Here is a 26,814-nt window from a genome sequence, read left to right as displayed (position 1 = left end):
AGTTGCCCGCATCCGGCACACCGCCCTTGCCGATATTGATGGTACGTCCGTTATAGCCTTTGGCCCCGCCCAAACGGCCCCAGCCCAGCCCCCCCGTCACTTTAAGTGTGGGGTGCAAGTTCTTGGTCGCAACGATATATTCGCCCGAAAACACCCCTGTGCCGGCGAAATCCTGCAAGCCGATTGTGACCGCAGGCAGGAATTTGCTTTCGTCCAGAACCTTATAGCGAATGTCAAAACTGCGGTCATAGCGGGTGTCGCGCCCGACCGAATTATAGCCCTGAATGCTGGAATAGCGGAAAGACCCTGAAATCCGTTTGGTGATCTGAAAGGTCAAAGTGGTGCGGACAGAGCCACTATAGCCTGCCACACTGGTAGAGAATTCACCGGGCTTTTGATGTTCGGCACTTGGCATGTCGATCAGACCCGAAGACCCGAAAAGATTGGTCGAGGGTTGCGGGTAATCCAGCGTCACATCCTGTGCCACAGCCATGCCGGACATCCCGACTCCCAGCCCGGCCCCAAGCCAGAGCGCCCCCATAACACGGGTCCCTTTAAAACGGGCCTTTGCCAACTTACTGCTCACGGTTCCAAAACCCTTTTATCTATCAGTCGTCCTGCCACAACCAACCACACCAAATGCTAAGGGCATCTTATGCGGACAGGCCTTCATAGCCAAAAGATTTCTCATATCCGACCCCTAAACCACGATTAGCGCTAAAAAAACATCAGTTGACCTGTTACACCAAGCCAGTATCTTGCCACGCTGTCACAAACGGCTGTCACCCGCAGCATATTACACAAGGAAGAAACATGTCCCAACGGCTGTTTTCTGCATTAAAACATGTGCTTTTGTTGGGGGTCGCGTTGGGAATCATCGCCGCCTGTACCCTGCCCCGTGGTGCGCCGCTGCAACGGGAAATGACCAAGCAGAAACAGGGTGAGCCTGCCGAATTTGCGGTCTACCAAGTGACCAAGAACCTGTTGCCCCAGATTGACCGCTGGCCCAGCGATCCCACCGCTGACAGGCACTGGCTGCGCCACGGCGGGGCCACCAGCGTGGCGATTACGCCCGGTGACATGGTCAATCTGACCATCTGGGACAGCGAAGTGAATTCCCTGCTGACCACGACAGACCAGAAAAGCACCAAGCTGGAAAACATCATCGTGTCGCGCAACGGCACGATTTTCATGCCCTATCTGGAAAAGATTCACATCGCGGGCCTGTCTGCGGATACCGCACGTCAAAAGATCCAGAACCAGATGGAACAGATCATCCCATCCGCACAGGTGCAATTGTCTGTAGTGCCGGGGTCGCGCCATTCGGTTGATCTGGTGGGCGGCGTCGCCAGCCCGGGCAGCTATCCCCTGAACGACCCCGATGGCCATGTGACCGTGCTGGGGCTGATTTCACAGGGCGGCGGTGTGTCAGACGGGATGGACAACCCGCAAGTGTCTTTGACGCGGGGCAGCAAGGTCTATCAGATCGCCCTGAAACAAATCTACGAAGACCCGACCCTTGATACGGTGGTACAGGGGCGCGACAAGGTGATTGTCGCCAGTGACGACCGCTACTTCCGCTCGCTTGGGGCGTCGTCAACCGAAGCCATCATCCCCTTCAACCGCGAGACCATTTCCGCCCTTGATGCCATGTCGATGATTGGCGGCTTGCAGGATTCCCGCGCCGATCCCAAAGGCATCCTGATCCTGCGCGAATATCCGCCCTCGGCGGTCAAAAGCGGTGGGCCGAACCACCAGCGGGTGATCTTTACCGTGGATCTGACCCAGACCGACGGATTGTTCAGTGCGGGCAAGTTCATGATCCACCCCGAAGACACTGTGATGGTTACAGAAAGCCCCGTTGTTCTGGCGGAAACCGTGATCGGCCTGTTCACCAGCACGGTCCGCGGCGCGAACACAGCGTTTTAAAACCTAGACTGCTTTAAAATCCCCCAAAGGCCCCAGTGGTCTTTGGGGGATCCCAACAGATCGCTACCCTAATAAATCACGACCCTAGTAAGTCACGACCCTAATAAATCGCGGGCGATACGGTCGAATATGGCCGCCCCCACAGGGATCATATCATCGGGGAAATCGTAATCGGGATTGTGCAAGGCGGCATAATCCACCCCCGGCCCCACACACAACATGGCCGCTTTTGCCCCCCAGCCAAAGACACCGAAATCCTCGGAGGCGCGCATGGGCAGACCCTCGGGGCCATGATCCATCCCAAGCGCGTCCAATGCGGCGGTGGCCACTTCAACTGCGGCGGGGTGGTTGATGGACGCGGCGAAATCATCGCAAACCGCGAAATCCACCTTCAGGCCAAACTGATCCGCCGCGCCCTGTGCCAAGGCACGGGCTTGGGCCGCCATATCCGCCAGCGCGCTGTCATCCGTGGCGCGCAGGGTGGCGTGGATCAGCCCGTCTGCGGGGGCGATGCCAAAGCAGGGTTCCCCGATAGTCACATGGGTGATCGTCACCAGCCGAAAGCGGTCATCCAGCGCCCCGCCCTGCCCCAAAGCATTCAGTGCCGGGATCAGCCCCGCCACCGCCAGCGCAGGGGATACCCCGTCTTGGGGGTCGGCGGCATGGGCGGTTTTGCCCTGCAAGGTGATCGCCAGCCCTTGGGATGCGCAGTTCATCAACCCCGCACGGAGCGCCACAAAGCCGAAAGGCCGCCCCGGTTCATTGTGGATCGCAAAGGCCCAATCGGGTTTGATTGCGTCAAACGCAGGGTCCGCCACCACGGCCCGCGCCCCTGATCCGTCTTCCTCGGCGGGTTGGAACATCAAGACCACACGGCCCGTTGCCACGGGACGGCGCGCGATCAGGCGCCCCAGTGCCAACAGCATGGTCATATGCCCGTCATGGCCACACAGATGCCCCTTGCCCGCGATCTGTGACACCCAGTCCTGATCGTTGATTTCCTGAATTGGCAGCCCGTCCAGTTCGGCGCGAAACAGCAGGGTCGGCCCTGCCACGCCACTGTCAAACACCGCTGCCACGCCGTGGCCCCCCAGACCTGTCAGAATGCGTCCGGGGGCAAGCCGTTCCAGTTCGGTGGTGATCCGTTTGGCGGTTTCCACTTCATCGCCGGACACTTCGGGGAATTGATGCAACAGGCGGCGGAAAGCGGTCAGCTCCACCAGATCAGTGTTGGTCAGCTGGGGGGTCATGGTCGGGTTCCTTAATCGCCGTTTCTAATCGTCGCCTTAATCATCATCCTCGTCGCCACCCATATTTTCCTGATGGGCGGCAATGCCTTCTTCGATGTCATCGTAATAGGTCAGCTTGCCGTTTTCCAAAATCGCCACCGCTTCGCAAAAATTGCGCACGCCCGCCATGGAATGGGTGACAAAAATCGACCCACTGGCATTCATCCGTTCGCTAAACACCGCACGGCTTTTCTTTTTGAAATCCGCATCGCCAACGGCTGTGACCTCATCCACCAGATAGGTGTCAAAGCGCACGCCCATGGACACCCCGAAAGACAGACGCGATTTCATCCCCGAAGAATAGGTGCGCACCGGCAGATCAAAATGGGGGCCAAGTTCGGCAAAATCCCGCACGAAATCAATCAGCCCGTCGGTGTCTACACCGTAGACCCGCGCAATAAAGCGGATGTTCTGCGCGCCGGTCAGATCATTGTGAAAACTGCCCGCAAACCCCACCGGCCAGCTGAGCGTGCCATCAATATGGATCTTGCCACTGTCCGGCGCCAGAAACCCCGAAATCATCGCCAGCAGCGATGACTTCCCTGCCCCGTTGCGCCCCAAAAGCGCCACGGACACGCCCTTGGGAAAGGTCATGGACATGTTTCTGGCAATCACCTTGCGGCGGCCCCGCATGATGAAGGTTTTGTTCAGACCTTCGAGCCGGATCATAACCGCCTACCTGCGGTCTTTGATGGAATAGCCGATCAGGGTCAGGATCGACCAGATCAGGAACAGGATCAGCGTGGTCATGATCCAGATCATCAACCGTTCGGGATATTCGGCCCGCTGGGCCTGTGTCGGCCCCACATAAGCCGCCAGATAGCGGCTTTGGCGGTTGGCCTCGATCACCGCGCCGTCATAGGCGGATCGCGCTGCAAGCCAGGCCTGTTCGGCGAATTCACGATCCACGGTCAGCGCTTCAAACTGGGCCAGTAAGGCGTTGAATTCCTCGGAATTACTGCCATTGCCGTCCCCGCTTAAACCAAAGGTCTGACGCTCTTCGGCGATGCGTTTGCGGATCACTTCGATCTTGCGGGCGGCCTGCACCATACGGGGGTCACTGTCGCGCGCTGAATCCCGCAGGATATCCTGATCAATCAGGGCGGCAGCCAGTTGTTCCTGCAAGGTGTTCAACAGCCCCATCTGCCCCTGAACATCCGCCGAAGGGTCTACGATCTGGGTTTCATTGCGAAACTGGGTCAGGGCCTGACGGGCGGTTTTCAACTGGTCTTGCGAGCTGTTCAGTTCATCCCGCGCATAGCGCAGCGTGTCTTCGCGCGCCACGGTGGACAGGCGGTTGATCAGCACGGTGCTTTGGGCAAAGATTTCCTGCGCGATGTTATAGGCATCCGCCGGATCAAAGGCCTGAACCCGCAGTTCGATCAACTGGGTGTCTACATCGTAATAGACCCGCACCATTTGCGACCAATAGTCTAACAGATCCTCAATCGTGCCATCCGTATCAAAGGAAAACACCGGATCGTTTTCAGGTTTGGAATAGATTGTGCGCAGGTCCAGCTTTTCATCCACCAGCGCCACAAGCTGCTGGCTGCGGATGAATTCATACAGAATATCAGTGTCTTTCGACCCGCCACTGCCCAACTGGATCGCACCGCCCAGCACATCAGTGACCGCGCTGGTGTCTTCGGTATGCACCACAAAGCCGATCCGCGAGGCATATTGATCCGCCGCGCGCGCCTGAAGATACCACAGCACCCCCAAGGAGGGCAGCGCCACAAAGAACAGAAAGATCAGCAAAACACCGTAATGCCGCTTTTTCATCTTTGCCCGCGGGGCCACATCGCCCACAACAACCGTGGCGGGGCTCTTTTGCACCTCGCGCAGTTCCTGTTTCAGCTTTTTGATCTGGCGACGTTGCATGTTTCTGGGGCCACGGTTGCCGCCAGAAGTCCCGTCCTCATCGGATGCAAAATCGTCACCCGCATCCGTTCTATCCCGATCTTCCAAATGCCACCCTCGCGCCTGCGCAAATTTATGTTTGATTGTTTACCTGCGCTTGGTCATAAACCCAAGTGCGAATTCCGCCCTGATAAAATGTATCCCGAACCATGTCGAGCAGTGAAACCATCCCCCAAAGCGCCCCGTTACGCGCCCGCAGGTTTAAAACACCCCGCACGGTTGTGGCCCTGATGCTGCGCGAGATGTCGACCACCTATGGCCGCACGCCGGGGGGGTATTTCTGGGCTGTGATGGAACCGGTTGCCGCGATCACGCTGCTGACTTTCGTGTTTTCCGCCGCGCTGCGTCACCCGTCTTTGGGCACAAATTTCGCGCTGTTTTATGCCACCGCCATGTTGCCGTTCCAGCTCTATATGCAACTGTCCAACAAGATTTCCATGTCGCTGAAATTCTCGCGCCCGTTGCTGCGCTACCCGGGGGTGCGCTATTCGGATGCCATTGTCGCGCGGTTCCTGCTGAATGCGCTGACCCATCTGACCATATCCTATCTGCTGTTTGCCCTGATCCTGATGCTCTACCGCATTGAAACCATTCTGGATCTGCCCACCATCCTGGCCGCCTTTGGCCTTGCCGCGCTGCTGGGGCTGGGGGTGGGCTGTCTGAACTGCTATCTGATCACGCGCTTTCCCATGTGGGGCACGCTTTGGAACATTATCACAGCGCCGATGTTCATCCTGTCCTGCATCTTTTTCGTGCTCGAGGATATCCCCCAGCAGTTCCGCGATATTCTGTGGTTCAACCCCGTGGTCCATATCACCGGATTGATGCGGCGCGGGTTTTATCCCACCTATGACGCCAGCTACGTGTCGATCCCCTATGTGCTGTGTTTCGGGCTGATTACACTGGCGCTGGGGCTGTTGCTGCTGAACCGCTATCACCGCGATCTGCTGAACCTGTGACCCCTTAAATCTGTGACCTGTTGGCCCTGTCGGCGGGGCTGGTCCTGCGCCCTGCACCACAGTTTCCCCTTCATGATTGAAAAGAATCCGCTTCGGGCTTACCCTGCGGAAGGTACAAAAAATTTTTCAACGTTTTTTCATTCAGGAGACACAACTTGGCCCGTAACAAAACCACCCCTCCCGCCGCCCCATTCAATCCCGATGACACATTTGTTTTTGACAGCGGAACCGAGGATTATCTCAAGCTGTCAGGCGGCGATAAATCCGTCACCCTGAACGGCACGGCGCGGATCGACTCCCTGAAAGCCAACGGCGATGGGGGCATTATGGAAGCCACTCTGAACGGGAGCGCGCGCGTCAGCTATATGAATGTGTCCAGCTTCGATCTTGATCTGGTGATGAACGACAGTTCTCGGGTGCGCGTACTTCAATACTATGACGGGGAGGCCAATATCACCACCGGCGGTGGCTATGTTGCCTATATTGAAACATGGCAGTCCACCAATGTGATCACCACAGGCAGTGGCAGCGTCGGCACCATTGATATGGGGTCTGACACGGGCGAATACACCCATAAGGTCACCACAAACGGCTGGGTTGGCACCATCAGGGTGAATAGCGATGCGGTGATCCTGAAAACCGGCGACAGCGGTGTGGGCACCATCAGTCTGGGGGACAATCGGGATGTGGTCGTTACCGGCGCGGGCTATGTCCGTATGGTTGATACCGGCGGGGGCAATGACAAGATCACCACCAGCAGTGGTGGCGTGGATTTCGTGCGCGCGGGTGACGGCAATGACACGATCATCACAGGGGGCGGCGTCAATTACATAAAAGCCGGCGAGGGCAACGATAAAGTCAAACTCTTCGCAGAAGCCGGTTTTAACTGGGCAATCTTTGCCAATGGCGGGAACGGCGTGGACCTGATGGATCTCTCCAAAGCCAAAACAGGGGTCGAATATGAACTCGACAACAGCTTCCATTTTGTTGAATCCGTTGGTTACCTTCTGGCCCAGAACTTTGAGAACCTCAAAGGTTCAAAACACAATGACGACCTGACCGGCAATGACCAGGACAACCAACTGATCGGTGGCAGGGGCAATGACAGGCTTGAAGGGCTGTCGGGGGATGACCTGTTGATCGGCGGCGGCGGTAAAGACACTTTCGTCTTTGGCTATGACGGCGGCACAGATCGTGTGAAAGGCTATTCCAAAAAGCAGGACAGCATCGAAATCGAAGGCCACTCGGGCGGCTTTAAAGCCCTCGACATCAGCACATCTGGCCGCAACAAGGTGATCGAACACGACAATGGCACGATTATTCTGCTGGGCCATGACGGTACAAACCTGACGGCAAACCAGTTTGATTTCATCTGATCAAGAACCAACGGGGCGGCAGATCCCTGCCGCCCCGTCTGTTCAAATACACCTCACGTGACCTTATCTAAGCCCCGTAAGCCCCTTTAAACGAAGTCAAAATCGCTCGCGTCGATTTTGCCTTTAGACACGCCTTCCAGCCAGATTTCAGTGCCACTGTCCAGAATGATCCGCGTGTCTGATCCACCGTCTGCTTTCTTGATGGTCAGATCGTCAAACGAGATGCCAGAAATCTGCAAGACATCAGCCCCGTTCTGAAAGTCGCGGATGGTGTCGCTGCCCTCAAAGGCCGAACCGTCAAACAGGAACACATCGCCGCCTTTGCCCCCCACCAGAACATCATCGCCGTACCCGCCGTTCAGCATATCCTTGCCATTGGCCCCGTTCAGGAAGTCATCGCCGTCCTGACCGCGCAGATCGTCGCGGCCGCCCTTGCCAAGCAAGCGGTCATCACCGCCGCCGCCGCGGATTTCATTGGCCTTGCCGTTGCCAATCAACGTGTCATCCCCGTCCCGCGTGCCGCGCAGGTTCTCCATGTTTTTGATGGTATGGGTAAAGGTTTCGCCGTTCCAGCTGCCGGTGGCTTTGTTTTTGCCCAGATTGGCATCCACATAATCCGCACCAAAGCGGTCATAGCGCACCAGATCGCTGCCCCCGCCCCCGTTGGCGAAATCATTGCCGCCCAACAGGATAAAGCGTTCGTCATCCGCACTGCCCACCAGACGGTCCTTGAACTGCGTGCCCTCCAGTTCCAGACGCCCCCCGTTCGAGACCACCTCAAGGATTTCGGAATTACCGTAGCCGTCGTCGTTGATCACGCCCGCGCCCACATTCACATTCACACCAGACAAAGCGTCCGAAAAGCCAAGCCGCAGGGTGGAATTGTCTTCTAGCACCAGATCAAAGCTGTCGATCCCGTCAAACGCGCCGATCGCCATCCAGCCGTTTGCCACCACGGTGACGGTATAGCTGTCATCATATTGGGTGCCTGTCAGGCTGAAGCCGCCGATCCCCTGGGGCAGATAACCCGCCTTCATCGGCACATCCACACCCACCAGCGTATCGGTGCCTTTGTCGCCTTTTACAACCGTGCCGGTGCCCGCGTTGCCGTCGATCACCACTGTGATGCCAACCGGCGCATCGATATAGCTGGCCTCCACATAGCCGATCAATGTGTCGGAAAAGATCAATGTGTCATTGCCCAAAGACGCATAGATCACATCATAAGACAGGTTGTCCCCTGCATTGAGAACATCATTGCCAGCCCCCCCATCCAAAGTGTCATTGCCGCTGCCGCCATACAGAAAGTCATTGCCCTTGCCGCCAAACAGCGTGTCATGACCGGACAGACCAAACATATGATCCTTGCCGTTTGTGCCTGTCAGACGATCGCCAAACTCCCAGAAGTAACCTGTCTCGTTGCTGGTGTTTTCCCCTGTGATCAGGTTCAGAACCTTTACCCCGTCCAGTTTTACCTGTTCGATTTCAATGGTATTGGTGTTGCCCAAAGCGCCCTTGCTTTTCAGGATCACATCCCCATCGGGATTAAAGACCCTGATATTGTTGATCTTGAACCCTGCAATATCGTTGAACTGCAGCCGCGCACCAGTGTCTATAAAATCCGCAATTTCCAGCAGCATCGGCACCGCCGCGCCAAAATCCGTCGGGAAGACCCCGTTCAACTGGAATTTATAGCCCATCAGGCTTAGGGACACAGCACTTGCACTGGCGTCAAAGGCCAGAACCTCGACCCCTTCGCTTTGAATGCTGAACCCGCTGATCCCGTAGGCCGCCAGTTCCGACAGCAAGGCACTGCGTTCCCCGTTGCTAAGGTTGTCATAATTGCCAAGGGCCTCGCCCAGTTCGGCAATGTCACTGATCTGTTCCAGACTGTTGATCACAGAGCCTGTCACCGCAATCACCTGCGTGCCTGTGGTCAGCGTATAGCCTGTCGGCGCCAGATCAATGGTCAGGAATTCCACCCCGTCAAAGCTGCTGTCCCCCGGAAAATCCGCGCTTTTTGTGCCGACAAAACTGATCTTGGACAGGCTGCCCGTGGCCATACCATCGGTCAGGGCATCATCCAGATCGTCAATGCTGCTGACAGGGGAAATTCCGGAACCTGATATGGTGATCGTATAGTCGATATTGCCCAAAGCCTGTCCCGACAGAACGATTTTGGACGCAGACAGGCTGACCGGTGTCAGACCCTTATCAAAAGCATCTCCCAAATCCCCCAGCAGATCGGCATAGGGGTTTGAAACCTCATAGAGCGCCTGATCAAACAAGCCTGTGTCCACAGCGCTGCCAATCTCAGAAGATGCAATAATACGAACCATATCAATTTACCTTTGTGTTAAATTATTCCAGTTTGGAAAAACCGTTCTTCGTGGCATCATATTGAGATCAATATTGGAAAATCAATTGTTTATTGCCCGCTTGGCACTGCCTTTTTTGACACTGCCACTGCTGGTGGCCTGCATGGCAGGCACAGCGCCGCCCAAACACTCCTTTTCGATTGGCTACGGGCAGGATGATCTGTTTTTCATCCCCGATGCGCTGCAAACCACCGCAGATGCGTTTTTCACCCCCGCGCCCAGCAGAATCCCCGCAGGCCCGCCCGCCGCAGGGGGGCTGGCGGTGGATATCGACAAAGATACCCTGTCCCCGAACAGCGGCACGCCCTATCAGACCGAACAGTCCCGCCAGTTGCGGGTCGGGGCGCGGTTGGAACAGCCCCTTGGGGGCAATTTTGCACTGGGGGTGGGGGCGGCGCTGACCTATGGCAAAAGCCGCTATCTGCTGCCCGAGGGTGCGGGGATTTTAACAGACCCGATCACCATCCGTTTCGCCAGTCAGGGGGTTGAACTGGACACAGGGCTGATCTGGCGCAAGCAACATTCGCGCAGGGTTTCATCCCGCTATGAAATGGGGGTGGGCGGATCGCTGACCCGCACCCGCACGCGGATCGATTCCGCCCTGCTGGATGTGGAAGCCACCGCCACCCAATCCGCAGGGTTTATCTACACCGATGTGGGTCTTGGCCTGCACCCGAAATCAGACAGCCTGCCCGGCGTGCAATTGCGCACACGGCTGAAAGCCTATCCCCACATTGGCTTGTCCTTACAAACCAGCCTGTCCACAGCATTTTAGGCGATTTATTCCTTGGGCAGAGCGGTCTGTTTTGCGGCCTCTTGTTGCGCGGCCGCCTGTTGCGCGGCCTCTTGTTGAGCTGTGGATACCGACAGGAAATTGCCAAAGGTGGACAGACCCTCGATATGATCGCAGACGGTCTTTACCACCGCCAGAATAGGCACCGCGATCAGCGCGCCGGGAATCCCCCAAAGCCAGCCCCAAAAGATCACCGATAAAAACACAGACACCGTGTTCATCTGCATCCGTATCCCCAACAGAACCGGCGTGATGAACTGCGCCTCCAGACTGGTCAGGCTGAAATAGACCGCAGGGGCCACCAGCGCATAGGACAGGCTGTCAAAGCTGACCAGAGAAAACGCCGCCACCCCCAGCGTGCCCACTGCCCCGCCCAGATAGGGCAGATAGTTCAAGCCAAAGGCCACCAGCCCCCAGACCAGCGGATAAGGCACCCCGATCAGATACATGGCAATGCCGATCAGCAGCCCCAGGGCGGCGTTGATCGCAGTGATCGCCAGCAGATAATAGGACATGCGCTGTTCAATATCGCGGATGATCCGCAAGGCGCGTTTCTTGTCATTCAGACGGGGCAGGGATTCAACGATCTTGTCGTAAAACATATTGCCCGAGGACAGTAAGAACAGCGCCAGCACCAGCCCCACCAACAGCGACGTGGAAAACCCCGCCAGATTGCTGACGGCAGCTGTGACCAGACCGGGTTGTTGCACCACAACCTTTTGCGCCTCTTGTGTGGTGGCCGCGCCGCCGCTGGTGACGTTTTCCACCTGTTCAGAGGCCTCTTTCACCGCCTGAAGGGTCTGGGCAAACCCCTGTAGCTTGTCTTTCATTTCAGCGCTGATGCGGGGGATATCGTCAAACCAACTCGACACAGTACCGCTGAGCAGCACAATCCCCAGCACCACAACCGCCGCCGTGCTTAACGCCACCAGCGCCGCCGCCGCAGGCATCGGCAGCCCCGTGCGGCTGATCATCCGCACCAAAGGGCTGAGCGTCAGCGCCAGCATAATCCCCAGCGCCACAGGCAGCACCAGATCCTTGGCCACATAGAGCGTTGCAAACCCCATCAACAACAAAATCCCGCCCAAAAGGCGGTTGGTAACCTGATGCTGGTTCATAAGCGGGGGTGTCCTTTGCAAAACCTGTCTAAATCCAGTGTACATCTAATAACGCGAAAGGGGCCGAGCATAGCGCCCGGCCCCATATTGATCAATTTCAAGCCGTCTTAAAGGGGCTTACCCTTCATATTCAGGACGGGCTTCCAAGGCTTCTTCGGTGCTGTCGATATAGACCCGAAGATCGTCGCCTGCATCATTGGTGATGATGGTCAATTCGTCCATTGCCACGGCCACAGGTTTTTCACCAATGCCCAAGAAGCCACCCACATCAATCACGGCTTTGTCCACCATACCGGCATCTGTCAGAACCAGCTCGCTGATTTCGCCAACATCTTCATCGTTCAGGCCATAGACCCGTGCGCCGGTCAAATCTTCCGCGGTCAGGTCTTTCACCACCACAGGCTGATAGCCGTCACGCTCAATCCCGGGGGCCATCATGCCCTTGGTTTCGTCCATGGTTGTGGTTTCTTCCATAGCGGCAGGCGCTTCGGCTTCGGGCGCTTCAGCTTCTGGCGCTTCGGGGGCGGTTTCATCCATGGTCTTAGGCTCTTCAGCCGTCATGGTTGTCCCTGTATCGGCCTCTGCCGCGGGTTGGGTCTGCTCGGTGTCATTCGCAGGTGCGGGTGTGGCCGAGTGGCTTTCTGCATATGCAGTGGTGCCAAGTAGAACTGCTGCGGCGGTGGTCATCATTAAATTTTTCATGGGTCTCTCCTTCGCGGTTTCAGCCTGGCACTTCCCCAGGCCCTTGATGAAGAGTTAACCAAGCACCCCCGCAAAGAGTTCCAAGACAGTTTCCGGTTTTCAGCACATAAAACACAAAAACGCAGGAACCCCTTTAAAATAAGGGGTTTGGCTTCGGCACGAAACCGCCACCCGCATTATTCAGCGCAAAACCGCACCCCGTCAGCCCACGATCCCCGCCGCCGTTCTTCTTGTTAAAAGCGCGCAAAACCGCCCTCTGGCGGATCAAAACCGCCCAACCTCTTGCCAAATGTGCAGAAATAGGCTTTTGCCCGACCCGCATCTTGACTAAACACATCAGGCGACAGCTAAAGGGCACAGTATTTCATGCGCACATTGTATTTGCATATTGGCAACCACCGTACCGCAACCAGTTCGATCCAGTCGTTCATGGCCGCCAACGCCAAGACCCTACGCACCAAAGGTATCCTCTACCCCTATAATACGTCGCGCCATCTGAAACTGATGAACCAGTTGTTCAACGGGCAGAAAACCCCGCAAGAGGTGGCCAAGGATCTGGAGTTCCGCGCCGAATCCAAGAATTTCGACATTCATTCGATCCTGCTCAGCGACGAAGATATCTCCTGCCGCGCCGATCTGTCGGTGCTGGCCGAGTTCCGTAAATACTTTAACGTCAAAGTTCTCTATTGCCTGCGCCGTCAGGATCTGTGGCTGGAAAGCTGGTATTTCCAGAACGTCAAATGGCAGTGGAAACCCGCCCTGTGCCACCTGACGGTGGATGAGTTCTATGCAAAACGGGCGGAATTCGCCTGGGCCGATTATAAATCCCATATCCAGCATCTCGAAGATCTGTTCGGGCGCGAAAATGTGCTGCTGTCGGTGTTTGAACGGGGCCAGATGCCGGGTGGTCCGGTCGAAACCTTTGCCAAGACCATCGGGCTGGAACTGGACGACACATTCACCACCCCGCCCAAACGCAATGCCAGCCTGACCCCCGTTGTCAGTGAAATGATGCGCTGTCTGCCCCTTGATGAAGCCCCCACCGATTACCGCGTGGTGTTTGACCGCGCCTGTGGCAAAGTGGATGAAATCATCCGCGCCACCCAACCTGAATCCGCAGGGTCACTGATCCTCAGCCATGAACAGCGCCAACAGGTTCTGGATGAACATGCCGCCGGCAATGCCTGGGTGGCGAAACGCTATTTCGACCGCCCCGATCTGTTCCTTGATCCGGTGCCGGGTGAAACCGCACAAGTGTCTGAACTGAAACTGCCCGCCGACAGTTACGAAATGATGGAAACCCTTGTGGCCCCGCTGGTACGCGCACTGATTAACGCGCATATAGCCAAGTCCAAACAATAGGATAGCCTAACATGGTCAAGCAGCTTGTACTTCATCTGGGGGACCGCAAAACCGGCAGCACCGCCATTCAGGATGCGCTGGCAGCAGGCCACATCACCAGCCCGACCACGCAGATATTCTATCCCGCCACCACCAATCACATCCCGCTGGCCAAGACCCTTTCGGTCAAATCCCTGTCCCCCCAGCGGGACATGCGCTTTACCAAGATCGCCAAACGCATCGCCAGATCCGATGCGGATATTGCGGTGATTTCTGCGGAACATTTTGAGGTGGTCAAACCTGCCCTGTTGCAGGAAATCCTGACCCGGTATTTCCCCGATCTGGTCGGAAACATCCGCCTGATCGCCTATGTGCGCCCCCATGCGGAACGGCTGGTCTCCAATTATGCCGAGGCGGTGAAGCTCGGCCAGTATGACGGCGACCTGCACAGCTACCACACCCAGCGGCTGGACAAAAAGCCGCTAAGCTATACCGATCGCTTCAGCCGCTGGCGCGATGTGTTCGGCGCGGCCTTTACCCTGCGCCCCTTTGTGCGCAAGACCCTTGTGGGGGGCGATATCGTGCAGGATTTTGCCCAGTTCCTGCTGGGGGATACCCCCCATACGGTCACCGCCAGCCCGCCCAGCAATCCGTCCATGTCGCTACAGGATCTGGCCATGGTCCGCCATCTGCAAAGCCAGATCGGTGCCCAGCCCAATATGTCAAAGTTTCAGGTCTCTATGGGCAAGAGCCTTGGCCAACTGCTGGCCTCCAAACAGGACTCCGCACAAACCCCGATAAAACTGGCCATGCACACTGAATTGGCCAAAGCCGTGCAAATCGCCTATGGCGAAGATGCCCGCGCCCTTGACGGTGCATTTTTCGCGCCCGACACCCCGATGCAAGACGCCCTGCAATCCAGTTATGAACGCGCCGTGGCCACCCCCCAATCCATCGCCGTGACAGATCACCTGTCTGCGGCCGCCATCCGCATGGTGGATGTCTGGGCCGGCCTGTTGTGCAGCCAGTCCGCCGCCAATGGCGCGCTCCTGCGCGAGACCTTGAAAAACGGCCCACAAGCCGCTGGAAAATCGGGAAAAACCGGCGCTGCAAAACAGCAGGCTGGTAAAAAAGGCCCCAACAAGAGGGGCGGTAAAAAGGGCAAAAACACCAGCCCTCCCGAAAAAGAATTCACCGAGGACGATCTGCTCGACCTGTTCTAGATTTTCATCCCCCGTTTTGCGCCAGCCCGCCTGCCCCAAGGACATATTTTATGATCACCTTACAAAACATCGTTTTCCCCGACCCCGATATCTGTACCGAGATTGACCTATATGTGCGGCTAAACAATCTGGTGGGTCTGGATCGCCCCAATGAAACCCTGCAATTCTGTGCAGGCGGGGTGGCGGATTTCGGCACCTATTTCAACGCGCTGTCCATTGGCAAATGGCATAAGGCCTGCGGGCTTGATAATCTGTGGCTGGAACTGACGGGCAGCGGCACGCTGGAGTTGGAAATCTTTCACGCCCTGCCCGATCAATCCTGGAATATCCAGCAATGTGAAATCGTCACTTTGGACGGCGCACCTGCATTGATCGACATCAGCCGCTATAGCGACACTTCGGAAAAGGGGATGCTCTATTTCCGCCTGAAGGCCCTAAGCGACGCGCAGATTACCGATGCCCGTTTCACCACGGAACGGGTCTTGCCCGCCCTGCCCCGACTGGCGGTGTCCATCACCACCTTCAAACGGGAAGCCGCCGTGCAAAACACGGTAAGCCGCTTGGAAAGCTACCTGCAAGGCTATGAACACAAAGACAATATCCATATCTTTGTGGTGGATAACGGCAAAAGCGCACAAATCACCGAAAGCGCGCAGACCAGCTATTATCCCAATGACAATCTGGGCGGCGCGGGCGGCTTTGCGCGGGGTCTGCAAACCGCGATCAAACGGGACTTCACCCATGTGTTGTTCACCGATGACGACGCCGCCTTCCCGATGGAAAGCCTGCACCGCAGCTTTGTGTTTCTGGCACTGGCCAGCGACAGCCGCACCGCCATTGCGGGGGCGATGATCAACAACACCCATAAATGGGCCATGTGGGAAAACGGCGCCTGGTTTGACCGCAAATGCCACCCGCTGCACAGCCATCTGGACCTGCGGGATCTAGGGGCGCTGGCCCATATGGAATTCACCTCGGAACGGGATCATTATGACACCATGTACGGCGGCTGGTGGTTCTTTGCCTTTCCGGTGGAACACGCCAAATTCCACCCCTACCCGTTCTTTGTGCGCGGCGATGACGTCAGCTTTTCCATTGCCAATGATTTCAACATCACCCTGTTGAACGGGGTTGTGTCGTTTCAGGACGGATTCATCGAAAAGGAAAACCCCCAGACCTGGTATCTGGATTTGCGCAGCCATATGGCGCACCACCTGTCACTGGAAAGCATGGATATCGGCAGCACAGGGGTGTCCAAAATCGCCATCATGTTCCTGCTGCGCAATCTGGTGAAATTCCAGTATGACACTATGGAAACCTGCCTGCTGGCCTGGGAAGACGTGATGAAAGGCCCGCAGTTCTTTCTGGACAATAAAGACATGGCTGAACGGCGCGGCCGGATCAAATCCATGGTCAAAAACGAGGTCTGGCGCGCAGTTGACCCGCAAAAACTGCAACAGGTCGCCTCTCCGCACCGCCATATCCCGCGCTGGAAACTGGCGCTTTATAAATTCAGCCTGAACGGTCATCTGCTGCCGTTACTGGGCATGGGCATCGGCCCTGTGGTTCTGGCCCCACAGGAACGGGGCAATCTACATGTGATCTGGGGCGCGCGCGCGGTGACCTATCTGAACACGGACCGCGACATGGCCTATACCACCAAACGCTCGGCGGCGCGGGGGCTGGGCCTGATGTGGCGGGCGACAAAGATGTTTTTCAAGTTCCGCGCAGCCTATCCCAAACTGGTGAAAGACTACCGCGAAACCTATCCCAAAATCGCCGGACAGGACTATTGGACCGAGGTTTACAAAGACACTTGAACCAAAGACTGCAAGACCCTGATTATGCGGCCTTAAAAGCGGGGTGTTACAGCGGCCTGTCCAAGCGGGGCCTTACAGCCCGGCCAGCCAGTCGCCCATCAGGGTCGTGACCCGCGCGGCATCCGGGGCTGCATCCCGGTCGGTGCTGGCGGATTTTGCATCCGCATCCCCGCCGCGTACCCCCTGCAGCGCATCCCCCATGGGAGTCCCTTCAAAAAACATCTGATCCAGATCGGCCGCGTCTTTTTCGCATTGGGCAATCAACTGATCTGCCAAAGCAGCGGGCAGGGTCAAACGGCTGCCAGCGGGATCGGGATGTTCTGCCAGTTGCTTGCCCAGTTCTGCCCCCAGAAAGCTGGCCTGCGCCGGCGACACATGGCCCGCGTCCAGACGGCTGTGAAGCCCGCGCAACACCTCTATATCCTGCAGGGATAAGGACGGGTTGGCATCGGGATCCCAAGACAGGGTGAAATCCGTGCTGTTCAGGGCGTAAGACAGGAAATCCTGCACCACACAGCCATTGTACAACCCCCTGCGGATCATCGGGCGCAGGGTGAAAGCCTCCCCAAAGACCGCGCGCCAATTGGCAAAGCGTTCAAACACCGCGAACCGGTCCAGTGCTACCCCTTCGGCAAAGAATTCTTCAAGACTGGCAAGGCTCTGACCCCGTTTGATCTGTTCGCTATAGCCCGACAGCAGCCGCCCTGCATGGGGGCGCACATAGGCGATCAGGCGCAGGTGATCCACGTAATCGGGCATATAAGCCTCGAGCGCCAGTTTCAGCGCCTTTGGCGAGACATCTTCAAAGGTTTCACTGGACACTACAGCCACATCGGGTGCCACATCCGCATCCGACGCAACGGCGTCCAGCCGTTGGGACAGACCCTTAAAGCGCCGCATCACAGCATCCGCATTCCCCAGTGACGCCAGCGCCTGTGCCAGCGGCCCGTTGTGGCCCTGTGCCGTATAAAACAAAGCGCGATCAGGCGCGTCCCACAGCCCATCCGTCAGGGTCTTTTGAATAGAGGTGCTGCCGGTTTTACGGTCGCCCAGATGGAAAACAAGATCGCGGATCATGACTTGGGATGTCCTTTTGTTTGTAAACGCTCGACAAGGGCCAGAACCTCGGCGTGGCTGACCTCGCGCCTATTGGCGAAACCGTCTTTGATTGCACGGCGTAACAGACTGATAAATATATGTTTATCTTCGCCGTAATGCTTTGCGTTGCGAAACCATTTCAGGATGAACACAGGCGCCACCGCCCAGAAATAAATCCCCGCCGCGGCGCGGTAATTGATCAGCCCGTTGCGGTAATTATAGTATATCTTCCAATAGGGCCGATAGACTTTCTTCTCGATGAAGGTGGAACATTCATGTTCAAAGCGCAGGTCAGGCGCAAAACCGATGGTGAATCTGGCTTGGCGGGCGCGCAGGCTATAGCCCACATCATCGCCGTAGATGAACATCTTGCCATCGGGCAGACCGATGGCTTCAATCACCGCGCGCGATACAAACATCCCCACAAAAGAGGCCGCATCCACCGGCACCACCGCATCGCCCGTATAGGCGGTGTCGGGAATATGGAACCCCTGCCGCCCGCGCCCCACCAGCGTGCCCCAAATGGTGCCCAAAGCCTCGTTCAGGTGCCAGAAGGGATTGCGTGAAGGGCGGTTCATTTCACAGATATTGCCGTTGGGGTAATAGACCGCTGCGGCCAGCACATCCCAGCCGTGATGGGCCGCATCCACAAAGCGCACAAAGGCACCTTTGTCAGGGCGCGCATCATCATCCATCACCACAACCCAATCGGGGTTGTACTGTTCCATGGCCACATGCATGCCCAGTTCAAACCCGCCTGCCCCGCCCAGATTGGATTTCGGAAAAACCGGATAGATCCGCACATCGGTTTGCGCATTCAGCCATTCCCGCGTGCCGTCGGTAGACCCGTTATCCACCACCACAATGGCTTCGCAGGGTTCCGCCAGCAGACGGGCAATGGTCTTTTGCAGCGCCGCAGAGCGGTTAAACGTGGCCACCACCGCCACCAGCCGCTGGTCCAGCAGAATGTGCGTCCCGTCGGCCACCATTGCCTTACAGGGGCGCTTTGACAAATGCGGGCATGGGCGCGGCCTCGGTTGCGTTCAGGAACACATCCGCCGTGTCCAAAGCCTCGCGGATGGTGACATCCATATCCAGATAGCGATAGGTCCCAAGCCGCCCCACAAAGGTGACTTTGGTTTCCGCTTTGGCACGGCTTACATAGTCTTGCAGCATGTCTTTTTCATCCATCAGGCGAATCGGATAATAGGGAATATCCTGTTCGCCACATTCACGGCTGAATTCTTTATAACATACCGATCCCGTATGTGTCTCCCATGGGGAGAAATGCTTGTGCTCGGTGATGCGGGTATAAGGCACGTCCACTTCGCCGTAGTTCATCACCGCGCAGCCCTGATAATCCCCGTCATAGGTAAAGCGTTCAAAATCGAGCGTCCGATAGCCCAGACGCCCTAGATCATAGCCGTAATAGCCATCCAGCTGGCCGGAATAAAACACATGGTCATAGTCTGCGACCTGACTGCGATCAAAGCTGGTGGACAGATGCACGGTGATATTGGGGTGATCCAGAATTCCCGCCACCATTTCGGTATAGCCGTTTTCCGGCATGCCCTGAAATTTGTGGAAGAAATAGTTGTCATCATAGTTGAACCGCACCGGCAGGCGTTTCAGAATGGACGCTGGCAACTCGGACGGATGACAGCCCCACTGCTTCATGGTGTAGCCCTTGAAGAACGCCTCATACAGATCCTTACCCACAAAGCGCATGGCTTGTTCTTCGAATGTCTGGGGATCGGTGATGCTGGTATCGGCCTGTTCTTCAGTGATAAAGGCATGGGCCTCGTCGGGGCGCATGGTCTTGTCGAAAAACTGGTTGATCGTGTGCAGGTTCACCGGCAGGGAAAACACCTGCCCGCGGCTGGTGGTTTTCACGCGGTTCTTATAGGGCATGAAACGCTGGAACCGGTTCACATAGTCCCAGACCTGTTCATCATCGGTGTGGAAAATATGCGGCCCGTAGATATGCACCATCACGCCGCTGTCTGCGTCCCGTTCGGTGTGGCAGTTGCCCGCAATATGATCCCGCGTATCCACGATGGTCACCGTATGGCCTGCCTCGGCCAGTTTGCGCCCGATCACAGCGCCAGACAGCCCTGCCCCCACCATCAATAGATTTTGTTCCGACATGCCCAATGTATCCCGCATTAATATTTAACTTCATATGCAGCGCCACAGAAGCGCCAATTGTTACGGCATCCCCGTTTCACATTGCCGCCTTCGGGTCAAGGCTGGCCCCTGCGCAGGCCCTGCTGTACCCCGCCGATACAGGCCGATCCGCAACAGGTTAACACCCCCTCACCGCGCCGTCCGCCCCGTTCAGGGATGCTTGACGGCTTGTGATTAATGTGGCGCGAATTTTCCCCCACAGCGGAGCCTTTCCCATGCCAGATACATCCCCGATCCTGAACCTGCCCTATATCCTGCCGGCACAGGCGCAAAAACACGTCACCCATAATGAATCGATCCAGATGCTGGACCGTCTGGTGCAACTGACCGTGATCAGCCGGGGCATCAGCACACCGCCCGCAAGCCCCGCCACCGGAGACTGCTATGTGGTGGGCACAGGGGCCAGCGGTGACTGGGCGGCGCAGGACGGCGCCATCACGGTCTGGCAGGGCGCTGCATGGGTCTTTACCCCCGCCAAAGCGGGCTGGCGCGCCTATGCGCTGGATGAAGCCGCCAGCATCACCTTTGACGGCACGGATTGGGGCAACAGCGTCATCCTGCAAAACGTAACAGGCATCGGCATCAACACCACATCCAACAGCACCAACCCGCTGGCCGTGGCAGGGGATGCCACACTGCTCAGCCACGACGGGGCAGGGCACCAGTTGAAAATCAACAAAGCCAGCGTTCCCGATACCGCATCCCTGCTGTTTCAGGACAACTGGTCGGGACGCGCCGAAATGGGGCTGGCGGGGAATGACGCTTTCAGCATCAAGGTCAGCGCGGATGGCGCCAGCTTTGACACCGCCCTCTCCTTTGATCCCGCCACCGCCACCACCAAGGCCAAATGCCTGACCAGCGGCAAAATCGCCATCGACACAGACACCGTCGGCCTGATCGACACCCCGAGCGCGGGGGGCTTTGTGCTGATCACCGTGGTCCACGCCAGCTATCCCCAAACCAGCCACAGCGGTATCTTTTGTTATGATACAGGCGGATCACTGGCCTGCGACAGCATCTATACAGGGGCCAGCTTCAGCAACCTTGGCACGGCGGTGCTGACCGGCACCACCGGCACAGTGAATTCCAGCAGCCTTGCCGTCAAAGCAGGCCAGCTGCAGATCGAGAACCGCTATTCCAACACATGGACCTATTCCTATACGTTCTTGGGCGGGTTGTAACAGATCAGCCCCCAAATGTTCCGCGCGCGGAACATTTGGGGGGGGGTAAGCCTAGAAAAGCGAAAAATTGCCCAATGATATTTGCGTTGATACATCATTTAAGAGGCGTCATAAATGGAGCGTCTTTAATCGTGGAATGCAATGCAGACCGTTTCAGCACCACATTTGAAAAAACGGCAACCCACTTATCCCGTCTGGCCATTGAACCCATATCCCCTTTACGAACCTCCACGTCTTCGCCAACCTAATTTAGCAAACGATGCCTATAAGCACAAAAGAAGGTTTGAAGTGAGCACCATTCGATACACGGTCCGGCCCGCATTACGGCTTGGGGCTATTCTATCCATCTTGATTGCCACGTTTTTTCTGGTGTTCGATACTGAGGCGCGCGGCCTGTTTCCTGAAATACGACGTTGGGGAGGGGCACGGCCTAACCATCCGATTGCCATCCTGATCGCAAGTGCGTTGCTTGGTATGGGGTTGGGGTCTCTGGCGGTTCTATTTTGGGCGAACCGCAGCAGGGCGTGCGCGGTGTTTCGCCTGAATACCGCGCGCGTTCTGAGCGCTTTTGTCTTAGCTCTATGCGTTCCCTTGGTGCTTGTCGGGCCAATGCCCTTCACTTTTCTTGGGCTATTTTCTGTTCATTTCAGTGGTCAGAGCCCCGTAACTATTTCAGAACTGGTTTGGCGCTTTTCGACACTCTTTCAGGAATGGCCATTTTGGGCATTCATTTTTGTAGCCCTGCCTGTGGCATACGTTTTCTCAAGCCTGATTATTTCTGGCGTTCAATCCCGTTTGGTTCGGGTCTTATTGTTCGGTCAAGTTTGGCTCGCGACTTACGGGGCGGCAATACTCCTTTTCGGATTTCATCGCATGGTGATGTAATGTCGATCTTGGCGTCAATGCAGCCGCCCTCTCCCCCTCTGGCCTAATCCTCAAACCGCCCCGCCTGCTCCCGCCCCCGTTCATAGGTCTTGGTCCCCACACATTCAGGCAGCCAGGACTCGCGGTGGATGGTCCAGCTTTCATAGGTCGGCTTTAGCTGGTTCGCCTGATCCAAAGCCCCCAGATGGACCTCTACCTCATCCCCGCTGCGGGCAAAGACCGAGCCGCCACAGCGCGGGCAGAAACACCGCCCCTTATACGCGCTAACCTCCCCCGAGACCGTCACCGCGCCCGTGTCAAACACCGCCGCGCCGTAAAACACCGCGCCGTGGTGCTTGCGGCAATCCAGACAATGGCACAGCCCAACGCGGTAAGGCCGCCCCTCGGCCACCACCCGAACAGCGCCACACAAACACCCCCCTGTGAAGCGATCCATAAGACTCTCCTTTATCCTTCGCAGTAACCCTGCCAGCCCCCGCCAATCAGGTAAACCCCGTCCCAAATGTTCCGCGCGCGGAACATTTAGAGTCTTCACAGCCCGCTCAGGCGCGATGGGCGCGCAGGGCTTCGGGTACAGCGATCAGCAGCAACACCGCGGCCGCGATCACAAACAGCCAGCTTCCCACCAGCTGAAACACCAGCGCGCCGCAGACACCGCCAATGGCAAAACAGGCGAGTGTCAGGCTGTGTAGTTTCAGCTTTTCCCCCGCATCGCGCCGCGCGCCCTGCTCTCCGACCAATGCGGCCAGTTCAATCCCGATGTCCGTTGCCATGCCCGACACATGGGTCGTGCGCACCCGCGCCCGCGAGATCATCGTGGTAACCGCATTTTGCAGCCCCATAACAAAGCTTAGAACAATAACCAGAAACGTTTCATGCCCCATGGAAAAAGCCGCCGCAGACGATAGCACAAGCGTCGCCCCCAGCAGCAACAGGATCATCGCCTCGGCTGCAATCGCCAAAGCATAGACCGAGCGGATCTGCCGCCGCTCGCCGGTCTGGATCACAAGGGCCGCCATGCCCGCCCCACAGATAAACGCAACCACCAGCCCCAGAAAAGACAGCGAGACCAGCACCGCACCATTCGCAAGCTGGTCCGCAGAGGCCGAAATATTCCCCGTCATATTTGCGGTAAACGATCCGGCAATCAGAAACCCCACAGCATTCAGCGCCCCCGCCGTGGATGACAGCAGGCCTGCCAGCACCAGATCAATATTTGAACTGCGATCATCGCCAACTTTAATCAGCATTATCGTCCCTCACAAACGGGCCCTGGCCTGTTGTCTGCGGCCCAAATGTTCCGCGCGCGGAACATTTAGACACTTATGTGGCAGGGCCAGCATACAGATTTTATCCGCGCGCTGGCGGTTCTAAAGTGTTGGCCCTGCGGTTAAATGTGTGATCTTCCCTTGAAACAGCAAGACACTAACCTGCGCCGAACACCCGCCCGTCAGCAATCTAAACAGGAACCGGCGCGGCAAACAAAACACCACCCCCCGATCCGCGCGATATTCTTGTGACCCACCGCCAAAGGACGCACCTTTGGGGGACACCGTTTTTTGATGCCTCCAGGCGTTGGCTTCAAACCAGTTGATTATTTCGGCTTCATCACATTTCACCCCATGTAACTCCGAGCCGGACTTATCAGAATTCAACTGATCATAAGGCCCGCCCTTTTGCAGCACCCACGAAAATTTCGACAAAGAGATTGCACAGCCCGCCTGTTCTGCCCCGTAAGACACCGCAGGCACGCCAAGCCACAGCAGACACAGAATGGATTTGATGTGCAAGGTCCTTTTCATATCCCATTTTTAGCCGACATCGCGTTTGGATGCTACGCCGATGAGCCCCCGCTCTTTAGGGCCCGCTCTTTAGGGCCCGCTCTTTAGGGGAAGACATCAGGCTTATCCCCAAACACAAAAAAGGGGCCGCAGCCCCCCTTTCACACTCTCAACCCCTCACCTTAGACCCTAAAACGGCTCACTCCCCAACAGTTCCGCCACGCGGGCTAGTGTTTCTGCGTCCATGGGTTTGCCGCTGATTTCAATCTTTTCGCCCCGCAAAGACAGCACCAGACCATTTTCCAGATGCTGCTCCAAATGTTCCGCGCGCGGAACATTTGACTCTTTTACCACTTTTGGTGGGGCGCTTAATCGGGACAGAAGGGCGATCTCGGCATTGGGGGAATGGGTGGGTTTTTCAACCAGTCCGGTGCGGATTTTTTCGGCCATGCCCGCATCGCTGCGCAGGGCTTCGACCAAAGACAGGCCCAGCCGTTCGGGGATATGGCTGGGATAGCGCAGCCGGTCGCCAAGGGCGTGGTAGATTTCGATGAAAGAGCGGATGCGGGATCGCTTGGGGCGGCTGGCAGTGGCAAACAGGGTCAGCAGCGCCTGTTTCTCGGTTTCAAACACCCCCCGTTTCACCGCTTCGGCGGCCACGCTGGCCCGTTCATAATAGCTGAGCCCGACGCGGATTTCGTTTTCCTCGACCATGGCCACATAAGCATCCGCCGAAGCATCGGGCTTGCGCAGCAGTGCCTGCACCGTGGCAAACCGCCCGCTGTTGGGGCTGTCCTTGTGCAACAGTTCCAGCGCCATCAACCTGCGCCAGCCCGAAATCAGACCGTATTGAAACGGGCCCTCAATCTGCATCACCTCAATCGGGGTGCGCTGGCCGTTTTTGGCGATGGAATCCATCAGCGCCTTCATTTCCTCGCCGTCCACCCCGATGCGATCGCGCGCCAGATAATCCGGCGCAATCTCGGACAGGGGAATATCAAGGATCATCTTACCCGCAGCGCGCGCGCGGCTGACATCATCCGCCAGCCCTTGCAGCGCGGATTGGGCAGAGGCTTCGGCGGCAACCTGTGCAATCGGCGGTCCGGTCATACGGGTTGCCGGCTGAGCGCCCCCATGGGGGGCAGGGGAGTCTTGGGTCAGGAAATCGGGCTTGGCAGGGGCCAGTCTTTTGCGGGCCATGATGTTATCCCTTTCGGTCTAAGGACACGCAACTGGTGTCTTGAATACGATAAAACAGGGTCTTTTGCCCCCGTTTGGCGCGGCACATCTTTCGCATGGCGGGCATTAGGATTTGGTATCCGCAGCGTGCGCCGCCACCTCGTCCCGCCGCCAACTGCCGATCAGCAGTTTTTTGAACATGGCATAGGTCTGATCGAATGTTTCGCGCCCGCGGGCATAGGTCTCGCGGTTGAAATCCCGGTAGTCTGCTTCGTAGATGCCGTTGACTTGTTCCCCTGCCTGCCCGACCAATGCGGTGAAATCCTGCCGGTAGGGGGTCATGAACCGCCCCATATAGGCCTGCATCAAAGACGCCAGCTCCGCCTGCTGGCCGCTGTCATAGCGGGTGATGACGGTGCGCACCGCATCCCATTCAAAGCGGATTTCGTCGCGCCCCAGTGCGCGCGCGGCCATGTTCTCACCCTCCTCGATGGAATTGAAGGTGGCGTGCAGCATATCAAAAAACCGCCCCGTTGAATCAAATTCAAGGAAAGACGCCCCCATGGGCACCATCAGAATATCCGCTGCGGTCAGCCCGTTGATGGTCAGATAGCCAAGGGCAGGGGGGGTGTCCAAAATCACCAGATCGTAATTGTCCAACACCCCGTCCCGCTCCAGCGCATTGGTCAGCGCGTCCCACAGCTTCCAGCTTTTCAGCCCCATGCGCCAGACGGGGATTTGGAATTCGGCCCAATACAGGTTCAACTGCGCCCCGATCAGATCAATATTGGGCCAGTGGGTTTTCTGGGTGATGTCTTGGGCAGTGATCCCCAGCGCCTCGGTCATGGTGTCGTCCAGCGGCAGGGGCGCATCACCGCGATCCGCACGGCGCCGGTTTTCGGCTTGCAGGTCGGTGGCATAATCCCGCGCGATCAGCGGGAACACCGTGTCCCATTCATCTTTCACCGTGCCCCCAAAGATCGAGGTCATGGACCCCTGACTGTCCAGATCAATCACCAGCACCCTGTAGCCGTCCAGCGCCGCTGACATGGCCAGATGAGCCGCTGTGCTGGTTTTGCCCACACCGCCCTTGAAATTGGCCACAGCGGCGATTTTGGCGGGCAGGCCTTTGGGGCGGTAGGGGGTGTATTCCTTGGCCTTGGATCCTTCGGTGGCAAAATGGGCCCGCAAGCGCAGAACCTCATCCAGCGTAAACCACTTGGCCCCCCCATCGGTTTCGCTTTCGCCCTGGGGCAGGTTGGGATTGGCTTTCAGCACACGGCGGAAATGGGGGGTGGCCACGGGGATCAGATATTTGGTGATCTCCCATGTTGAAAACAGCCGCAGGGATTTTTTGCCATCCAGCAAATGCCCCCGTGACATCAGGTCTTCGCGGCCCCGTGTACAGACCTCGGCCACATGGGCGAAATCGGATGTTGCGACGGGATCGCCAAGTTCGGCCAATGCAGAATCCGGAGAGATGTTGTAATATGGAGGTAGCGATGCCTGTGCCATGAGTTTGCCTGTATGTGCTGCTTTTCCCCCAATATACCGCAAAAGACAGCATATGAAAGAATTATCAGCACAAAAACCTTATTTTCTAAGCAAATACAGGGGGTTCAGCGGGGTTTAGGCTGGCAAATTTATCACGATAG

The 26,814-nt window shown here is 57.1% G+C and carries 24 protein-coding genes; 9 read left to right on the top strand and 15 right to left on the bottom strand.

Annotated features, from left to right (window positions below; all coding sequences use genetic code 11):
• A partial coding sequence (locus tag GGE09_RS22820) for a YjbH domain-containing protein (RefSeq protein WP_309748367.1) occupies window positions 1–541 on the bottom strand: 541 nt, incomplete at its 3' end.
• A 272-nt stretch (window positions 542–813) separates the two neighbouring features.
• Between GGE09_RS22820 and GGE09_RS22815 the strand changes: the two genes are divergently transcribed.
• Entirely contained in the window at window positions 814–1,929 is a 1,116-nt protein-coding gene (locus GGE09_RS22815; RefSeq protein ID WP_309748366.1) for a polysaccharide biosynthesis/export family protein, read from the top strand.
• A gap of 92 nt (window positions 1,930–2,021) precedes the next feature.
• On the opposite strand, the gene GGE09_RS22810 is transcribed toward GGE09_RS22815, so the two are convergent.
• Genes GGE09_RS22810 through GGE09_RS22800 form a run of 3 tightly spaced genes read right to left on the bottom strand, consistent with a single transcriptional unit; the run spans window position 2,022 to window position 5,186 of the window.
• Window positions 2,022–3,179, bottom strand: coding sequence for an amidohydrolase (locus GGE09_RS22810; protein WP_309748365.1), 1,158 nt, complete (start codon window positions 3,177–3,179; stop codon window positions 2,022–2,024).
• 36 nt (window positions 3,180–3,215) lie between these two features.
• Window positions 3,216–3,887, bottom strand: coding sequence for an ABC transporter ATP-binding protein (locus tag GGE09_RS22805; protein ID WP_309748364.1), 672 nt, complete (start codon window positions 3,885–3,887; stop codon window positions 3,216–3,218).
• Window positions 3,888–3,893: 6 nt separating this feature from the next.
• Window positions 3,894–5,186, bottom strand: a complete 1,293-nt coding sequence (locus tag GGE09_RS22800; protein WP_309748363.1) for a sugar transporter — start codon at window positions 5,184–5,186, stop codon at window positions 3,894–3,896.
• Window positions 5,187–5,287: 101 nt separating this feature from the next.
• On the opposite strand from GGE09_RS22800, the gene GGE09_RS22795 reads away from it, so the two are divergent.
• Window positions 5,288–6,097, top strand: a complete 810-nt coding sequence (locus GGE09_RS22795; RefSeq protein ID WP_309748362.1) for an ABC transporter permease — start codon at window positions 5,288–5,290, stop codon at window positions 6,095–6,097.
• 155 nt (window positions 6,098–6,252) lie between these two features.
• On the top strand, window positions 6,253–7,473 hold the full coding sequence (locus tag GGE09_RS22790; RefSeq protein ID WP_309748361.1) for a hypothetical protein: 1,221 nt from the start codon (window positions 6,253–6,255) through the stop codon (window positions 7,471–7,473).
• An 86-nt stretch (window positions 7,474–7,559) separates the two neighbouring features.
• On the opposite strand, the gene GGE09_RS22785 is transcribed toward GGE09_RS22790, so the two are convergent.
• Entirely contained in the window at window positions 7,560–9,812 is a 2,253-nt protein-coding gene (locus GGE09_RS22785; protein WP_309748360.1) for a calcium-binding protein, read from the bottom strand.
• Window positions 9,813–9,927: 115 nt separating this feature from the next.
• Here GGE09_RS22785 and GGE09_RS22780 point away from each other — a divergent pair, with 115 nt between their 5' ends.
• On the top strand, window positions 9,928–10,626 hold the full coding sequence (locus GGE09_RS22780) for a hypothetical protein (protein ID WP_309748359.1): 699 nt from the start codon (window positions 9,928–9,930) through the stop codon (window positions 10,624–10,626).
• 5 nt (window positions 10,627–10,631) lie between these two features.
• On the opposite strand, the gene GGE09_RS22775 is transcribed toward GGE09_RS22780, so the two are convergent.
• Entirely contained in the window at window positions 10,632–11,762 is a 1,131-nt protein-coding gene (locus tag GGE09_RS22775; protein ID WP_309748358.1) for an AI-2E family transporter, read from the bottom strand.
• 117 nt (window positions 11,763–11,879) lie between these two features.
• Window positions 11,880–12,464, bottom strand: coding sequence for a PRC-barrel domain-containing protein (locus tag GGE09_RS22770; RefSeq protein WP_309748356.1), 585 nt, complete (start codon window positions 12,462–12,464; stop codon window positions 11,880–11,882).
• 366 nt (window positions 12,465–12,830) lie between these two features.
• On the opposite strand from GGE09_RS22770, the gene GGE09_RS22765 reads away from it, so the two are divergent.
• From GGE09_RS22765 to GGE09_RS22755, 3 genes are read left to right on the top strand one after another with little or no spacing between them, the layout of a single operon-like run.
• On the top strand, window positions 12,831–13,826 hold the full coding sequence (locus GGE09_RS22765; RefSeq protein ID WP_309748355.1) for a hypothetical protein: 996 nt from the start codon (window positions 12,831–12,833) through the stop codon (window positions 13,824–13,826).
• Between the two features lie 11 nt (window positions 13,827–13,837).
• Window positions 13,838–15,028 (top strand): hypothetical protein, encoded by a 1,191-nt coding sequence (locus GGE09_RS22760; protein ID WP_309748354.1) that lies wholly within the window; start codon window positions 13,838–13,840, stop codon window positions 15,026–15,028.
• Window positions 15,029–15,078: 50 nt separating this feature from the next.
• Window positions 15,079–16,848 (top strand): hypothetical protein, encoded by a 1,770-nt coding sequence (locus GGE09_RS22755; RefSeq protein WP_309748353.1) that lies wholly within the window; start codon window positions 15,079–15,081, stop codon window positions 16,846–16,848.
• Between the two features lie 72 nt (window positions 16,849–16,920).
• On the opposite strand, the gene GGE09_RS22750 is transcribed toward GGE09_RS22755, so the two are convergent.
• From GGE09_RS22750 to glf, 3 genes are read right to left on the bottom strand one after another with little or no spacing between them, the layout of a single operon-like run.
• Window positions 16,921–17,925: a hypothetical protein gene (locus GGE09_RS22750; protein WP_309748352.1), complete on the bottom strand. Its 1,005-nt coding sequence runs from the start codon at window positions 17,923–17,925 to the stop codon at window positions 16,921–16,923.
• On the bottom strand, window positions 17,922–18,932 hold the full coding sequence (locus GGE09_RS22745; RefSeq protein WP_309748351.1) for a glycosyltransferase: 1,011 nt from the start codon (window positions 18,930–18,932) through the stop codon (window positions 17,922–17,924). Before GGE09_RS22745 ends, GGE09_RS22750 begins: the two co-directional genes overlap by 4 nt.
• Window positions 18,933–18,939: 7 nt before the next feature.
• A complete protein-coding gene (gene glf / locus GGE09_RS22740; protein WP_309748350.1) occupies window positions 18,940–20,112 on the bottom strand; it encodes a UDP-galactopyranose mutase in 1,173 nt (390 codons plus the stop codon).
• Between the two features lie 236 nt (window positions 20,113–20,348).
• Here glf and GGE09_RS22735 point away from each other — a divergent pair, with 236 nt between their 5' ends.
• Both GGE09_RS22735 and GGE09_RS22730 read left to right on the top strand, forming a co-directional pair.
• Window positions 20,349–21,314 carry a DUF2793 domain-containing protein gene (locus GGE09_RS22735; RefSeq protein ID WP_309748349.1) on the top strand — a complete coding sequence of 322 codons (966 nt, stop codon included), beginning with the start codon at window positions 20,349–20,351 and terminating at the stop codon, window positions 21,312–21,314.
• Between the two features lie 288 nt (window positions 21,315–21,602).
• Window positions 21,603–22,199 carry a hypothetical protein gene (locus tag GGE09_RS22730; RefSeq protein ID WP_309748348.1) on the top strand — a complete coding sequence of 199 codons (597 nt, stop codon included), beginning with the start codon at window positions 21,603–21,605 and terminating at the stop codon, window positions 22,197–22,199.
• A gap of 43 nt (window positions 22,200–22,242) precedes the next feature.
• On the opposite strand, the gene GGE09_RS22725 is transcribed toward GGE09_RS22730, so the two are convergent.
• From GGE09_RS22725 to GGE09_RS22705, 5 genes are all read right to left on the bottom strand, one after another.
• A complete protein-coding gene (locus tag GGE09_RS22725; protein ID WP_309748347.1) occupies window positions 22,243–22,635 on the bottom strand; it encodes a GFA family protein in 393 nt (130 codons plus the stop codon).
• A 106-nt stretch (window positions 22,636–22,741) separates the two neighbouring features.
• Window positions 22,742–23,449, bottom strand: coding sequence for a YoaK family protein (locus GGE09_RS22720; protein WP_309748346.1), 708 nt, complete (start codon window positions 23,447–23,449; stop codon window positions 22,742–22,744).
• 120 nt (window positions 23,450–23,569) lie between these two features.
• Window positions 23,570–24,001 (bottom strand): hypothetical protein, encoded by a 432-nt coding sequence (locus tag GGE09_RS22715; protein ID WP_309748345.1) that lies wholly within the window; start codon window positions 23,999–24,001, stop codon window positions 23,570–23,572.
• 168 nt (window positions 24,002–24,169) lie between these two features.
• A complete protein-coding gene (locus GGE09_RS22710) occupies window positions 24,170–25,180 on the bottom strand; it encodes a ParB N-terminal domain-containing protein (RefSeq protein ID WP_309748344.1) in 1,011 nt (336 codons plus the stop codon).
• 105 nt (window positions 25,181–25,285) lie between these two features.
• Window positions 25,286–26,674 carry an AAA family ATPase gene (locus GGE09_RS22705; protein WP_309748343.1) on the bottom strand — a complete coding sequence of 463 codons (1,389 nt, stop codon included), beginning with the start codon at window positions 26,672–26,674 and terminating at the stop codon, window positions 25,286–25,288.
• Between the last annotated feature and the right edge of the window lie 140 nt (window positions 26,675–26,814).

It is taken from the genome of Roseobacter sp. N2S (genome assembly GCF_031454055.1).
Classification (GTDB): Bacteria; Pseudomonadota; Alphaproteobacteria; order Rhodobacterales; family Rhodobacteraceae; genus Amylibacter.
This window is presented reverse-complemented; position numbering and strand designations above follow the sequence as displayed.

What these genes read in the sequence shown, in the direction of transcription:
- GGE09_RS22815 (WP_309748366.1), top strand. Translation starts at nt 814, where the DNA reads ATGTCCCAACGGCTGTTTTCTGCATTAAAACATGTGCTTTTGTTGGGG.
- GGE09_RS22810 (WP_309748365.1), bottom strand. Translation starts at nt 3,179, where the DNA reads ATGACCCCCCAGCTGACCAACACTGATCTGGTGGAGCTGACCGCTTTC.
- GGE09_RS22805 (WP_309748364.1), bottom strand. Translation starts at nt 3,887, where the DNA reads ATGATCCGGCTCGAAGGTCTGAACAAAACCTTCATCATGCGGGGCCGC.
- GGE09_RS22795 (WP_309748362.1), top strand. Translation starts at nt 5,288, where the DNA reads ATGTCGAGCAGTGAAACCATCCCCCAAAGCGCCCCGTTACGCGCCCGC.
- GGE09_RS22785 (WP_309748360.1), bottom strand. Translation starts at nt 9,812, where the DNA reads ATGGTTCGTATTATTGCATCTTCTGAGATTGGCAGCGCTGTGGACACA.
- GGE09_RS22775 (WP_309748358.1), bottom strand. Translation starts at nt 11,762, where the DNA reads ATGAACCAGCATCAGGTTACCAACCGCCTTTTGGGCGGGATTTTGTTG.
- GGE09_RS22770 (WP_309748356.1), bottom strand. Translation starts at nt 12,464, where the DNA reads ATGAAAAATTTAATGATGACCACCGCCGCAGCAGTTCTACTTGGCACC.
- GGE09_RS22765 (WP_309748355.1), top strand. Translation starts at nt 12,831, where the DNA reads ATGCGCACATTGTATTTGCATATTGGCAACCACCGTACCGCAACCAGT.
- GGE09_RS22760 (WP_309748354.1), top strand. Translation starts at nt 13,838, where the DNA reads ATGGTCAAGCAGCTTGTACTTCATCTGGGGGACCGCAAAACCGGCAGC.
- GGE09_RS22755 (WP_309748353.1), top strand. Translation starts at nt 15,079, where the DNA reads ATGATCACCTTACAAAACATCGTTTTCCCCGACCCCGATATCTGTACC.
- GGE09_RS22750 (WP_309748352.1), bottom strand. Translation starts at nt 17,925, where the DNA reads ATGATCCGCGATCTTGTTTTCCATCTGGGCGACCGTAAAACCGGCAGC.
- glf (WP_309748350.1), bottom strand. Translation starts at nt 20,112, where the DNA reads ATGCGGGATACATTGGGCATGTCGGAACAAAATCTATTGATGGTGGGG.
- GGE09_RS22735 (WP_309748349.1), top strand. Translation starts at nt 20,349, where the DNA reads ATGCCAGATACATCCCCGATCCTGAACCTGCCCTATATCCTGCCGGCA.
- GGE09_RS22725 (WP_309748347.1), bottom strand. Translation starts at nt 22,635, where the DNA reads ATGGATCGCTTCACAGGGGGGTGTTTGTGTGGCGCTGTTCGGGTGGTG.
- GGE09_RS22720 (WP_309748346.1), bottom strand. Translation starts at nt 23,449, where the DNA reads ATGCTGATTAAAGTTGGCGATGATCGCAGTTCAAATATTGATCTGGTG.
- GGE09_RS22715 (WP_309748345.1), bottom strand. Translation starts at nt 24,001, where the DNA reads ATGAAAAGGACCTTGCACATCAAATCCATTCTGTGTCTGCTGTGGCTT.
- GGE09_RS22710 (WP_309748344.1), bottom strand. Translation starts at nt 25,180, where the DNA reads ATGGCCCGCAAAAGACTGGCCCCTGCCAAGCCCGATTTCCTGACCCAA.
- GGE09_RS22705 (WP_309748343.1), bottom strand. Translation starts at nt 26,674, where the DNA reads ATGGCACAGGCATCGCTACCTCCATATTACAACATCTCTCCGGATTCT.